Source organism: uncultured Gemella sp. (genome assembly GCF_963537375.1).
Classification (GTDB): domain Bacteria; phylum Bacillota; class Bacilli; order Staphylococcales; family Gemellaceae; genus Gemella.
The window spans coordinates 14,782-29,108 of the sequence record NZ_CAUTDQ010000025.1 but is presented as its reverse complement, the minus strand read 5'-3'; the positions used below and the strand labels follow the sequence as shown (position 1 = coordinate 29,108).

Annotated in this window: 12 protein-coding genes; 7 read left to right on the top strand and 5 right to left on the bottom strand. The window is 28.9% G+C overall.

All coding sequences use genetic code 11. The annotated features are described in order from the left end of the window. Window positions 1-93: 93 nt before the first annotated feature. Window positions 94-1,272 (bottom strand): MFS transporter, encoded by a 1,179-nt coding sequence (locus tag RYK99_RS06100; RefSeq protein WP_314991021.1) that lies wholly within the window; start codon window positions 1,270-1,272, stop codon window positions 94-96. Next, window positions 1,265-1,441, bottom strand: a complete 177-nt coding sequence (locus RYK99_RS06095; RefSeq protein WP_314991020.1) for a hypothetical protein — start codon at window positions 1,439-1,441, stop codon at window positions 1,265-1,267. The genes RYK99_RS06100 and RYK99_RS06095 overlap by 8 nt, the downstream gene beginning before the upstream one ends. A 221-nt stretch (window positions 1,442-1,662) precedes the next feature. On the opposite strand from RYK99_RS06095, the gene RYK99_RS06090 reads away from it, so the two are divergent. Next, the gene (locus RYK99_RS06090; protein WP_314991019.1) at window positions 1,663-2,535 is read left to right on the top strand and encodes a helix-turn-helix transcriptional regulator; all 873 of its coding nucleotides are present in this window, start codon (window positions 1,663-1,665) and stop codon (window positions 2,533-2,535) included. 310 nt (window positions 2,536-2,845) lie between these two features. Here RYK99_RS06090 and RYK99_RS06085 read toward each other — a convergent pair whose 3' ends face one another. Next, a complete protein-coding gene (locus RYK99_RS06085; protein ID WP_314991018.1) occupies window positions 2,846-4,279 on the bottom strand; it encodes a folylpolyglutamate synthase/dihydrofolate synthase family protein in 1,434 nt (477 codons plus the stop codon). A gap of 365 nt (window positions 4,280-4,644) precedes the next feature. Here RYK99_RS06085 and RYK99_RS06080 point away from each other — a divergent pair, with 365 nt between their 5' ends. After that, complete coding sequence (locus tag RYK99_RS06080) at window positions 4,645-5,481, top strand: SDR family oxidoreductase (RefSeq protein WP_314991016.1); 837 nt, start codon at window positions 4,645-4,647, stop codon at window positions 5,479-5,481. Between the two features lie 50 nt (window positions 5,482-5,531). On the opposite strand, the gene RYK99_RS06075 is transcribed toward RYK99_RS06080, so the two are convergent. Together RYK99_RS06075 and RYK99_RS06070 are read right to left on the bottom strand one after the other, a co-directional pair. After that, window positions 5,532-5,855 (bottom strand): type II toxin-antitoxin system RelE/ParE family toxin, encoded by a 324-nt coding sequence (locus RYK99_RS06075; protein ID WP_314991014.1) that lies wholly within the window; start codon window positions 5,853-5,855, stop codon window positions 5,532-5,534. Continuing rightward, the gene (locus tag RYK99_RS06070; RefSeq protein WP_314991012.1) at window positions 5,845-6,123 is read right to left on the bottom strand and encodes a type II toxin-antitoxin system RelB/DinJ family antitoxin; all 279 of its coding nucleotides are present in this window, start codon (window positions 6,121-6,123) and stop codon (window positions 5,845-5,847) included. The genes RYK99_RS06075 and RYK99_RS06070 overlap by 11 nt, the downstream gene beginning before the upstream one ends. Before the next feature lie 664 nt (window positions 6,124-6,787). Between RYK99_RS06070 and RYK99_RS06065 the strand changes: the two genes are divergently transcribed. The 5 genes from RYK99_RS06065 to RYK99_RS06045 all read left to right on the top strand — a co-directional run bounded on the left by RYK99_RS06065 (window position 6,788) and on the right by RYK99_RS06045 (window position 14,295). Continuing rightward, entirely contained in the window at window positions 6,788-7,243 is a 456-nt protein-coding gene (locus tag RYK99_RS06065) for a GNAT family protein (RefSeq protein ID WP_314991010.1), read from the top strand. Between the two features lie 226 nt (window positions 7,244-7,469). Further along, window positions 7,470-8,969: an MATE family efflux transporter gene (locus RYK99_RS06060; protein WP_314991009.1), complete on the top strand. Its 1,500-nt coding sequence runs from the start codon at window positions 7,470-7,472 to the stop codon at window positions 8,967-8,969. 254 nt (window positions 8,970-9,223) lie between these two features. After that, window positions 9,224-10,027: a dihydropteroate synthase gene (folP, locus tag RYK99_RS06055; RefSeq protein WP_314991007.1), complete on the top strand. Its 804-nt coding sequence runs from the start codon at window positions 9,224-9,226 to the stop codon at window positions 10,025-10,027. A 20-nt stretch (window positions 10,028-10,047) separates the two neighbouring features. Further along, window positions 10,048-12,858: a DEAD/DEAH box helicase gene (locus tag RYK99_RS06050; RefSeq protein WP_314991005.1), complete on the top strand. Its 2,811-nt coding sequence runs from the start codon at window positions 10,048-10,050 to the stop codon at window positions 12,856-12,858. A 201-nt stretch (window positions 12,859-13,059) separates the two neighbouring features. Continuing rightward, window positions 13,060-14,295 carry an MFS transporter gene (locus RYK99_RS06045; protein ID WP_314991003.1) on the top strand — a complete coding sequence of 412 codons (1,236 nt, stop codon included), beginning with the start codon at window positions 13,060-13,062 and terminating at the stop codon, window positions 14,293-14,295. The last annotated feature ends 32 nt before the right edge of the window (window positions 14,296-14,327 follow it).

Below are 14,327 nucleotides of genomic sequence, written 5' to 3'. Positions count from 1 at the left end.
ATACCGACCTCCAAAAAGTTAGATTTTTTGGTCTAACTTTTTGGGGTCGGTACAATGCTGGTTCTTTTTTGTGTAAGATTTGTCTATTATTTATTACGTGTTTTTGATTTTATAAAAGATAGAAATACCTATTAATAATATTAGAGAAAGTAGGAAATTAAAAGTAACAATATATTGAACAGAATATATCTTTAAAAAATAACTAGAAGACACTAAGATGACTATTGCCGATATTCTTGAGAGACTTGATTTCATTGAAGTTAATGAGCTAATATTTTGTGTTGTTACTCTATTTGCAAAACTATTAGTTAATATATATTCAATAACTATGAAAACCAAGACACTATATGTATACAGGAGTAGTACCACATAAATATTGGATACATGTAAAAATAATGGTGGTACGATAGAAAATATTAGTAAGAATTTTAGGCGGTTTTGTCTATTATTAAAATTTAGAATTGGAACAGAATAGGCTAATATTGCTAATACTTGAAATAATATATATAGAATATATAGTTTGTTGCTGCTCCAACCTTTTTCTAAGAACAATGCTTGCCATAATTGAAAGTGGGTTTGGAAAAACACTTGATTTACTATACTTAGAATAAATAGTAATTTTAATTCTCTGGATTTTTTAAGTTCATATATACTAACTTTTACCTGTTGTTTTAGAGAAGAGTTTTCTCTAAGCATTGGTGTACTGTATTCTTTAAAAAAGATAGAGATTATTAATATGGATAAGAAACAAAGAACAACTGATAGAAAATAAAATTTCAAACCATAATTAAAATATAAATATGATCCTAAAAGACTGCCAATAATCACTGCTACTAAAGAAAATTGGTTAGATAATTTTATAAACTTATTAATATATAACTTAGAATTATTTTCTTTTTTTATATCATTAATAATTGTTGCTTCTATTGTACCGCTATTAATCGACTCAGAAACTCCATATAAGAACCAAATAAAACAAATGAGATAATAATTATGACTATAATAAATTAAAAGACACATTATCAATAACATGACGTTTGATAGAATATATAGTTGTTTACGAGAATATAAGTCAGCCCACAATCCACTAGGGATTTCAAAAAATAATATAGCTAAACTATACATAGCTTGAACAACGGCTATATTAGCAATAGTTAATCCTTTTTCAAATAATATTAAAGTTAAGATTGAGTGAGGCAATGCTTTTGTTAGTGAAATCAGTATTATTGAAAAATAGTACACTAGAATATTTTTCTTTAATAAATTAGTCATTATGATTCGCCTTTAAACAATATTTACAATTTTTATCAATAGTATTTGATATTTCTAATTTTTCGAAATTTCTATTGGAAATACCTAATCTTTTATTTAAAACATTTATGCTAGTGTATTCTTCTGACAAATATTTTGAGTAGTTTGCAAAAATTATATTATTTAACATAAGTAACCTCCTCATATAATATATTAAAACAATATTAGCACTAGATAACGAAAAAGTCAACAAAAATATTAAAATAAGTATAAAATATAAAACTAAAGTATTTATATATAAAATAAAGTATACGTAAAAGATTAATTTATAGAAGGAAAGATTGTATAATATGAGAGTTTGTGTTATTATATTCTTAATAGGAATATAATAGTATATACTTAGGAGTTATAATGAAAACTAAATTAGCTAATTTAATTAAAACAAAACGTAAAAACTTAAAGTTGTCACAGAAAACGTTGGCAGAAGGAATATGTACGCAAACTATTATTAGTAGAATAGAGAAAGGAGAAATAACTCCATCAGTTGATATATTTTTTAAAATTATAAAAAAACTTTGTATTCCAATGGAAGATATAGCAGATCTATTTTCTTTAGATATGACGAATGTAAAAGATTTGTCATTTGATTTCTATGAGCTAGAAGAAATGTTAGTAAAAAGAGATTATAAAACCTTATCAGTTTTGGTAAAATCTATAAATTTAGAATCATTAAATAAAGATGAATTACTACATGTAGAGTGGTTAAAATCTATTTTACTATATCAAATAGAACGCAAATTGGATGTTGCTATAGAAAAGTTGGAATCTCTTAGTGGAAAAGCTGAAATAGGTTCTCTTTTATATTGTAAAATCTGTAATACTTTAGGGAATTTTTATTCGGAAAGAGAAGATTTTTTAAGTTCTAAGAAATATTATGAATTGGTATTACCTTATCTTGATGTTATTAAAGGAACAAGTTTTGAACAACCTTTTTATTATTCAATATCTAGGATTTATGGAATGATACAACAGCTAGAAGAAGCTACTAAGTGGAATGCTCTAGCTATCTCAAAATCTCTTAATGCTAAATCGTTTTATATGTTAGGTGATAATTATTTTTTACAATCAAAATTATTCGAAGAGCAGAAATTAATAGACAGTGCTATAGATTCATGTAATAAGGCTATAACTATTTTTATGTTAGAAAGTAATGAATATATGAAGGGCATGGCTTTGTCATATTTATCAAAGTTGAAGGAGAAAGAAAATGAAGAAATTTTATAAATTTTTATTAATATTTACTCTACTTCTGTCGGTTTTAGGAGGAGATTGGCCACCTATTATCTGGTAATAATAGAATTTTAAAATAAAAAGAATTAGATAATATCTAAGAGGGGGTTACAATAAGTAATTTATTTGAATGTTATGAATTATAGTAAATATTATATTTCAAATTTTTATTATAAACGAATCAACATGTAAATAGTTTCTTAAAACCTATTTTTAGAATTATTTCTACTTTATAATTATTATATGATGATATAAAACAATCCAGAATTAGTTTTAATGCTATACTCTGGATTGTTTTACATATTTAGTATTTCTCCAATATTTCACCTCTTACCGCTGAGATAAGATAAAGTGAACCTGTAATTAGAAGAATTTCATCGTCTTTTAGATTTGGGATAATGTTGTTTAAAGCAATTTCATAATTATCATATTTAGTAACATGAGTATCACCAAAGCTTTGAACTAGATTATCAAGATTTGATTCTTTAATTTCGATTGGAACTTTTGTTGCTGAGAATTCAGTAGGGATTGTTTTTAATTTTTTGATCATATCTTTATAATCTTTGTCTTCAAGAATACCAAGTAGAATCTTCAATTTAGGGAATTTTTGCTTATCTAAGTAGGCTACTAAACTATCTATTCCATCATTGTTATGCGCACCATCTAGAAGGATATTTTCACGGATCCACTCTAAACGTCCCATCCAAACTGATTTACTTAGAGCTTCTTTTATAACATCATCCTCTATATCGATAATATTGCGTTTTTTCAGGTTAGATAATGCTTCTAAAGCTAAAGATGCATTAAAAGTTTGGTGTGCACCGACCATTTTAGTAGAATACTCTACACCTTTATATGAGAATACGTTGCCTCTAGCTTCGACTTTCTTCACAACAATATCTTTATCATTTAAAATACTTAAACTAGCATGTTTTTCTTCGCAGATGTCTTTTATTACATTTACGACACCTTCACAAGCAGGATAAATTAGAACATTATCATTTTCTTGGATAATTCCACCTTTTTCATAAGCAATTTTCTCAAGTGTATCGCCAAGAATCGCAGTGTGATCTAGACCGATTTTTGCAATTATAGATAATACTTTTTCTTTAAAGATATTTGTACCATCATATCTTCCACCAAGACCAACTTCCATAATAACGAAATCTGTTTTTTGGTCTCTAAAGTATAATAAAGCTACACCAGTAATGATTTCGAAGAATGACAGTTTATCACTAGGATCTGGATTATTTTTGTCATAAGTTTCTTGTACTAGTTTGAATAATCGATAAGCTTCTTTATACGAGATAAAATCATCGTTAACACGGATTCTGTCATTAAAACTCAGCATACCAGGACTTGTATATAATCCAACTTTATACTTAGTTTTTAACACATCTTTTAAATAAGAACAAGTAGAACCTTTACCGTTAGTTCCAGCGACATGAATTACTTTAAGATCTTTTTCAGGATGGTCGAAAAGTTCAAGAATATGTTCCATTCTGTGAAGACCAAGTTTCATCCCAGTACGTTCTATTTTATACGATGAAGTAATAAGAAGTTCTTCACAAACACACTCAATTGCATAGTTTATAATTTCATCTTCATCTAAAGTTAGAAGTTTTTCAGCAAGTTGCTCTAGACTTAGCTGACTGAAAAGCTCTAATATGTTATTTTTATCTTCTAAATTATTTTCTTTTAAATATTTCTCAAATTTTATTTTACAATTCAAATTCATAAATAAGCACCAACATTTCTAATAATATACATTTAATTTTATAATGATAAAGATGAATTGTAAAGGATATAATTTTGATGATTTTAATGGAGGGATTTAGCTAGGAGCTGTCCCAAAAGTTCTAAAATTTAACAAAGTTAATATGAGAACTCATAGACACAGTGGTTTATTGATATCTAAGTTCGCTTTATAAAAGCTTTTTAGATATCTAATAAACTGTACGGGGCTGACTCTACAAAATCTTGTTTCTTTAGAAATCAAGATTTTTGAGTCACTCCCAATACAAAAAAGTGCATACTTTAATTTTAATTGTTAGTATGCTAGTATAATTAATGAAGAACTTAGAAATCAAGAAGGAGAACAGCATGATAGCAATAACAGGTGTAACAGGAAAACTGGGTGGAAGAGTAGCGGAAGTTTTAAGTGAGCAAGGGATAGAAACAGTTCATATCGCAAGAAATCCTATGAAAGCTAAGAAATACAGTAATGCAGAAATAAGAAAAGCAAGTTACGAGAATAGTGAAGAAAGTCGTGCGGCATTAACTGGAGTAAAAATATTATTAATAGTATCAGCGAAAGAAAATGCTAAAAGGGTGGAAGAACACATTGGATTTATTGACGCAGCTAAAACAGCAGGAGTAGAACATATCGTATATATTTCATTCTATAATAATAAAGAAGATGCAACATTTACTTTATCACGAGACCACTATCAAACAGAAAAATACATAAAAGAACAAGGATTACAATATACATTCCTAAGAGATAATTTTTATCTAGATTTCTTTTTAGATATGTGTTTAGAATATGGAGAACTTCGAGGACCAGCAGGGGATGGTTTAGTATCTGCAGTAGCTCGTAAAGATGCTTTAGATATGGTAGTAGCGGTTATGTTAAATATAGAAGAATATAAATACAAAGTATTAAACTTAACAGGACCACGAAATCTATCGATGAAAGAAATTGCTAAAATTGTTAGTGAGAAAACAGGTAGGGAAATTACATATTACAATGAAACAGTAGAAGAAGCTTATAAATCTCGTCAAAAATGGGAAGCAGAACAATGGGAATATGATTCATGGGTAAGTACATATACAGCAATAGAAAAAGGTGAACAAGAAGGAGTTTCACTAGACATAGAAAAAGTATTAGACAGACCAGCAACATCAATAGAACAACTTTTAGAGGAGTATACAGTATAGAGATTTTAAATAGAGATAAGGTGACAATGTATAACAAAGTCACCTTATCTCTACTTATTATTTTTGAAGAAATCATCTTCATTTTGTTCACTATGAGAGAATCGAATTATTATAATCCTATTATTTAGTGAATCGATAGAGTAATAAAGAATATATTGCATAACTAAGGCTTTTCTAATGTGAATATTATTTATATATTTATTTTGAATTAATTTATAACTATTCGGAAATAAACATATATTGCTTAGTGTTAATCGAAGTTTTTTTAAAAAGTTTTTAGTTGCTGTAGGGCTAGCTATGGTAAATTCAAGGTAAGATAGGATATCATCAAGATCTTTTTCTGCGTGTGAAGTAAATTGATATTTATACTCCATATTTTTTCTCTAAATTCGAAAGAGCTTTTTCTCCATCGATAAGTTTATTGTTTTTGATATCTTCAATACCTTCTAATAATAGTTTAGCTTCTAATAATTCCTTATCAGCTGATAGTTTTAAATCAAAAGGGATTCCATTTGCTCTAATAGTAGCTCGTAAAAATAAATTAACAGCTGTTGTCATACTTAATCCTAATTCAGAATATATTTTATCCGCATTTTCCTTAATAATTCTATCTGTTCGTATATTTAGATTTGTTGTTGGCATAATATCACCTCTTTATTTGATTATATCATTTCTTCGTTTATTGTCAACACAAACAACGAAAATATAAAAGGGAATATATCTATTATATAATCGAGTTTAAATAATAATGAAAATAAAAATTCTAATTACATTTTAATTTCATTCTAAAGTTCATGTAAGGTGAGTGGGATATAATATAAATATAACAAAACTTAATAATATTTTTTTTCATAATATACGGCTCATCGAAAGATGAGCCTTTCTCCATTTTTGGGGATTATTTTCAAGAATTTTCAACTTTAATTTCATTTTAATTATAGTCTAAAGTTGATATAAGGTTCGGATTATATAATATAAATATAACAAAACTTAATAATATTTTTTTCATAATATATGGCTCATCGAAAGATGGGCCTTTCTCCATTTTTATGGGAATTTGACAAGTAATAATTTTTATAATATTATTAGGGTGTATCAAGAGCCTTATTGATTAAGGAGAGATACTTGAAGAAGAGTAAGCCTTATTAGTTAAGGTTAAATAAAAGGCATATATATTTGATATGTCTAATTTATTTAGATAGAATGAATTAGAATTACTATTTTAAAAATTTTGTGAATACTCATGCTATTAAGAGGTTAGCAAATTAAAGTATTTAGTATAGATAATATTTTCGAAGGTGTAGATATGAATATTAGTTTTGAAAAAGGCATAAATGAAAGAAATTCTCTATTAATCTGCGAATGGTCGAATGAGAAAGGTGAAGAATTTCAAAAGCAATGGATGGGATCAAAAATTTCTTATCCTTTAGATTTAGAAAAAATAAGAAAATTAGAGAATATATTTTCTATTTTTCATGAAGAAGAATTTATAGGCGTAATACAAATTATAAAAATTGAGGAAAATAATGCACATTTAGGGAGAGTTATGTTAAATCCTCTAAAAGTAGGACAAGGATTTGGAAAAAATGCATTAGAGTTGTTTGTTCATCGTATTTTCGAAGATGAAAATATTAATAGTATAACTCTAACAGTATTTGATTCTAATATAACTGCTAAAAAGCTATACGAGAAATTAGGTTTTAAAATTGATAAAGAGATTGAATTTCCAAGTTTGAAGTATATCATGAAAAGAACTAGATAGTTATTATTTTCAATTTTTTTCAACTTTAATTTCATTTTAATTATAGTCTAAAGTTCATGTAAGGTAAGCAGGATATAATATAAACATAACAAAACTTAATAATATTTTTTTTCATAATATAAATGGCTTATCGAAAGATGGGCCTTTCTCCATTTCTAGGAATAATTTTCAAATATTTTCAACTTTAGTTTCATTTTAATTATAGTCTAAGGTTCATATAAGGTAAGTGGGATATAATATAAATATAACAAAACTTAATAATATTTTTTTTCATAATATAAATGGCTCATCGAAAGATGGGCCTTTCTCCATTTTCAGAATAGTTTTCAGGTTATTTCTTGAAACTTTAATTCAAAGTGCTATAATATTATTTATGAAAAAAACATCAGTTAATTTATTAGAAGGTCCGATATTAAGGGCGATGATTGCTTTTGCGATACCAATTATGATAGCAAATATTTTTCAGCAACTCTATAATACGGTAGATATTATGATTGTTGGTAGATTCCTTGGAGAAGAATCTCTTGCTGCTGTTGGAGCTACTGCTGCGATATTTGAGCTTGTAGTTGGTTTTGCATTAGGTATAGGAAATGGTATGGGTATAGTTATTGCTCGTTATTATGGTGCTGGAAACTATGAGAAGTTAAAGAGTGCTGTAGCTGCCACGTTTGTTATAGGTGGAGTTTTGAGTATTGTGATTGCCGTATTAGGTAATTTTACTTTATATCCATTGCTGAAATTATTAGGGACACCAAGTAATATTATTAATCAATCTTACGAGTATTGTCATCTTATAGTAGTATTTGTAGGTGTTACTCTTGCGTACAATTTGTGTGCGGGACTACTTCGAGCGGTTGGAGATAGTAAGGCTGCATTATATTTCTTAATTTTTTCTGCTATTATTAACACTGTATTAGATATATATTTTATTGCATATTTACACATGGGTGTACGCTCTGCAGGAGTTGCAACAATTATCTCACAGGGTATTTCTGCAGTATTATGTTTTAACTATATTCGCAGAAAAACACCATTTCTAATTCCAACAAAAAAACATTTTACATGGAATAAAAAACTTTATTCTGATTTATTTAGCCAAGGTTTGGCAATGGGACTTATGTTTTCTGTTGTTTCAATTGGTACAGTAATCTTACAAACATCGATTAATGCCTTAGGTCCAGTAATTATCAGTGCTCAGACGAGTGCTAGAAGAATAATGATGTTCTCACTACTTCCAGTAGGATCTATGAGTGCGACCATAACGACTTTTACATCGCAAAACTTCGGAGCAAGACAATATAGTCGAATAGTTGAAGGATTACGTAAGGGTGCGCTTGTTACGATAATTTGGTCAGTCTTCATCTGTATCATGCTATTTTTCGCGAGTCCATATTTAAATGAACTTATCACGGGAAGTAATGATGAAGAATTAATTTATCAAGCTTCGTTATATCTTAAGATTAGTTCTGCATTCTATCCATTTTTAGCGATACTTTTAGTATTGAGAAATGCACTACAAGGATTAGGGCAAAAGATGATGCCACTAGTTTCAAGTATTATAGAAATGCTGGGGAAAATATTATTTGTAATATTTATTATCCCAAGTGCAGGATATTTAGGAGTAATATTTGTAGAACCTATTCTATGGGTTGTAATGGCTGCTCAGCTGTATTATGCATTTAGAAAAGAACCCGTTATTCGTTCATTGAAGAAAAAGAGTGAGTAGAAGATAGGGACTAATCAAAATTCCTAAAAATTTAACAAAGTTCATATGAGAACTCATAGACGCAGTGGTTTATTGATATCTAAATTCGCTTTGTAAAAGCTTTTTAGATATCTAATAACCTGTGCGGGGGTGACTCTATAAAATCTTATTTCATAAGAAATCAAGATTTTTGAGTCACTCCCTTTTTTACTGCAAACACAACAGTCACGTGATATAATAGTAAGGTATTTAAAAATTAATGATAAGGTGACAGAATGAATAAATTAAAACAATTATTAAATGAAAAAAAATATTTAATTATGGGGATATTGAACTTTACTCCGGATTCTTTTTCGGATGGGGGAGATTTTTACGATGTGGAAGCAGCGATAGAAGGTGTTCGTAAGATGGTAGCTGAAGGTGCGGATATTATTGATATTGGTGCTGAATCGACTCGTCCAGGTTCGACTGTAGTTAGTGAAGAAGACGAACTTGCTAGACTACAAAGTGTATTTCCAACTTTAAGAAAAACATTCCCTGATGTGTGTTTTAGTGTTGATACATATAAGCCTAATGTTGCTGAATACATGATTCAAGCAGGAGTAGATGTACTAAATGATGTAAATGGAGCTAAAGGAAGTACTATGGCAGATGTTGCTGCTAAATATGACGTGCCTATCTTCATTATGCACAATGGTGGTGTTGAAGAAGGGCGTGAGATTGAACAAGTAGTACGAGAACTTGGTGAGAGTGTTGATATTTGTTTAAATGCAGGTGTAAAGAAAGAAAATATTATCGTTGATCCTGGAATGGGGTTCGGTAAAACTGCTGAAGCTAATTTAGAAATTACACGTAAGCTAGAATTACTTAATTCACTAGGCTGTGAAATCCTATATGCGGTAAGTAGAAAGAGAACTACAGATTATGTGCTAGGTGGTAATAGTAATCCGAAAGATAGAGATATAGTAAGTGCTACTTTATCATTAGAAGCGGTGAAACGAGGAGCTAGAATGGTACGTGTTCATAATGTAAAAGTTATGAAAGAAGCCTTAATTACATATAAAATAATTAATGGCTAATATAACAGAAGGAGGTTAAAATGAAGAATACATTTGTTTATAATAATCATTTAGAAGCGAAGAAAGTTCTTAGTACGCTTGAGAGTGAATTAGAAATGTGCGATGAATTTATTTTTAGCGTGGCGTTTATCTCTGAGAGTGGTTTAACTAGTTTACTTCAAACTTTGAAGAATTTAGAAGAAAAGAATATCCATGGGAAAATTTTAACGACGAATTATTTATATTTTAATACTCCTAAAGTGTTAGAGAAATTGTCTAATTTTAAAAATATATCTTTAAAAATTTACGATTGTGTAGAAAATAAGCACGGTTTCCATACAAAAGGTTATTTATTTAGACAAGGTGACTCATGGAAAGTGCTGATGGGAAGTTCGAACTTAACGAGCGCTGCACTTACGATAAATAAAGAATGGAATACTTTTGTTGAAGGGGATAGGGTTTTAACGGAAAATATCTTAGATGAGTTTAATAGTTTATGGATGAAATCTAAGTCTTACTCTGAAATAAAAGATAAGTATGTCGAAGAATTCGCTAGCAATAAGGTTGAGACTGTTACTAAGAAAACTATTTCCGAGGAAATTAAACCGAATAAGATGCAGAGAAGTTTTATAGAAAATTTCGAAAAACTTCGTAATCAAGATAATAAGGGGCTTCTAATTTCTGCGACAGGAACTGGTAAGACATTTGCGGCTGCTTTTGCGATGAAGAGTATAGGTGCTAAGAGATTGTTGTTTATCGTTCATAGGGAACAGATTGCTCGTCAGGCGCTGGAGACGTTTAAGACTATTTTTGGAACTAGTCGTAGTTATGGTCTTCTTACAGGTAAGGAGAAAAATATAGAAGCGGATTTTATTTTTTCTACAGTTCAAACTATGTCTAAAGAAGATATTTTTAAGAGTTTTAATGATACTCATTTTGATGAAATTATAATAGATGAGGTGCATAGGGTAGGAGCCGAAAGTTATCTTAGATTGATGGATTATTTTAAACCCGTATTTTATCTAGGAATGACGGCGAGCCCTGATAGAACGGATAGTTTTAATATTTATGAATTATTTAACAATAATATAGTTTATGAAGTTCGTCTTAAAGAAGCTATGGAAAATTCATTATTATGTCCGTTTCATTATTTCGGTATTAGTGATTTAGAAGTTGATGGTAAGGTTATAGATGAGCTGAGTGATTTTTCAAATCTAGTGTCTAGTGAACGTGTTGAACATATTATAAGTAAGATCAATTATTATGGTTATTCAGGGGATAGAGTAAAAGGTCTAGTTTTCTGTTCATCAAAACAAGAAGCTAAGGTACTTAGTGAAGAGTTTAATGCGCGTGGTTATAATACTACAAGCTTAACAGGTGAAGATAGTCAGGAACGACGTGAACAAGAGATTGCTAAGTTAGTTGCGAATTCTGGAAAACAACTAGATTATATATTTACTGTAGATATTTTTAATGAAGGTGTAGATATACCTGAGGTTAATCAGGTTATTATGTTAAGACCAACTCAAAGTTCTATTATATTTATTCAACAGTTAGGTCGTGGTCTAAGAAAATCTGTAGATAAGGACTTCGTCGTAATAATAGATTTTATTGCGAATTATAAGAATAACTTTTTAATCCCTGTGGCTTTATCTGGAGATAATAGTTATGATAAAGATACCGTAAGGAAGTTTTTATCTCAAGGGACTAGGTATATTCCTGGGACGTCGACTATTCATTTCGATGAAATCTCTAAACAGAGAATTTACAGTGCGATAGATAATGTTAAGTTAAACACGTGGTTATTCGTTACTGATGAGTATAATAAGCTTAAAAATAAACTAGGAAGAATACCTACGTATTTTGACTTTGAGGACTATGACGCTATAGATATTAGAAAGATTTTCGAAGTAGCTGGAAGTTATTATTCATTTTTAACTAAGAAGGAAAAACAGTTTAAATATAGTGGGAAACTGACGAAAACAGCAGAGAATATGTTGAACTTTGTTTCTACTAATTTAATCTTGAGTAAAAAAATAGAAGAACTTATAATTCTACGTTTGTTGCTAGATGAGAAGCGTAACATTCTTGCAGCTTTTGAAGAAATAATGTTGAAAGACTATAATAAGTTTATCGCCGACTATGAACTGGATGTTAGTAGAAAGATTCTTACTAATAATTTTGTAACCAGCAGTGTTACTAAGAAGAAATTCCATGACTGTATATTTTTAGATGAGAATACAACGGAGATAAAAATATCTAAGGAGTTTGAAGAACAACTGCAGTCTGAGATTTTTAGAGAATTATTACTAGATCTAGTTGACTATGGAATTTACAGATATAATAGATACTACAAAGATAATTTATACAAAGATACTAATTTTGTATTGTATGAGAAATATAGTTTTGAGGATATTTGTAAATTATTCTCATGGGGAATAAACTATGTGCCACTAGCTATAGGTGGTTATAAGTACGATGAAAGAACGAAGACTTTGCCGGTATTTATTAACTACGATATTGATGAAAATTCATTTAATCGTGATTATACACATGGATTTTTACCGGATAATGGATTCACTTCGATGTCAAAACCTAGAAGGAATTTAGAATCAAAAGAGTGCGACTATTTCTATAATAATGAAACGAAAATCTATCTATTTATGAGAAAAAATAAAGATGATAAAGATGGTGCTCGAATATTTTATTTTCTAGGTGAGATGAAGACGACAGGAGAACCTAAGTTAGTAGCTAGAGAAAGAAGCGGAGATACAGTAATCCAATTTTTCTATAAAATACAAACTCCAATCCGTGAAGATATGTATGAATATTTCACAAGGGATAGGATATAAGAAAAATATATAAATACAGAGTAACTAAGATGAATTTGAGTTCATGAGAATAAAGATTTCATTTAGTTGCTCTTTTTTATTAATCGTAAGAATTTTTAAGGTGCACGACAAATATTTTAAATTTTCAAAAAAAATAATACAATATATTGAAAATTAGAAGCTGGTAATGTAAAATAGAGCTAATATAGGAGGTGGTATTCGATGAATATTTTCTTGAAAAATAAACTCTATAGGTTATTCACTATTTCATCGGCATTTGGTAATGCTGGTAGAACGCTATTTGATATTGCGTTTATTATTTATGCAACTAGTTTACCGAATCCAGAATTAGCCGTGAGTATAGTTTCGATAGCTACAACATTACCTTATATTATTTCATTCATTTTAGGGTATTTTGCAGATCAGACAAAAGATAAGTATGATAGAATATTATCGACAAGATTTTATCAGTTTTTATTATTTTCGTTATTCGCTTTGGTATGCATTTATGGAGTCCAATGGTGGATCTTTATAGTATTAGTATTTGTAAATGTAGTTGCAGATATTCTAGGAGGTTATAATGGCTATTTATCAATGTCGATAAACACTAGATTGGTACGTAAAGAACAACTGAGTGAAGCATTGGCGTTTATCAGTTCTATAAACAATACAATCTCGCTTGGTGGGAAGGCTGTAGGAGTATTTATTCTAGGACTCTTAAGTTATAACTATTCATATTTCGGTATGTTGAATGCAGCACTATTCTTGATAGCATTTTTAATACTGACAAAGTATAAAAGTGTGATGAAAGAGGAGATTGGTAGTTTTAAAGTTGGGAATAAAGAGAAGGTAAGTACTAAAAGATTTTTAAAGGACACAATTGAGAATTTTAAAATACTTCGTGAAATAAAAAAGATATATAATTTTGTTTTACTATTCCTAGGGATGAACTTTTATTCATCGGCGATGTTCGCCTTGCTTCTAGTGATTTTAGTAAAAAATGATAGCTTATTATTTGGTAATGTTGCTTATACTATTACTCTATTAGAAATTGTGGAAGTACTTAGTACAATTGCCGGAGGAATATACCAAATTAGTTTTTATAAAAATATGAGTTTGAGAAATAATGCTATATTAGAAATAATCTTATTCATTATGTATGTAGGTAATTTATTATTATTACAGAATAAATTTATACTTGTTATTTTGACTGTAATAATAGGTTATTTTGCAGGAATATCAAATCCAAAACTAGATGCATTGATTTTGCAATCAGTGCCTGAGGAAAAACAAACGTCAATATATAGTATCTTTAGTACTATTATTACTATTTCAGTACCAATAGGAACAACAGTAATACTATTTTTCGCGAATTTTATTAGTGCATCATTTGCATTATATAGTTTATTACTATTATTAATTATAATTTTGATGTATTCATTTAAAGTTAAACAATAAAAAACAATCCCCTTAGATTTTGTCTAAGGGGA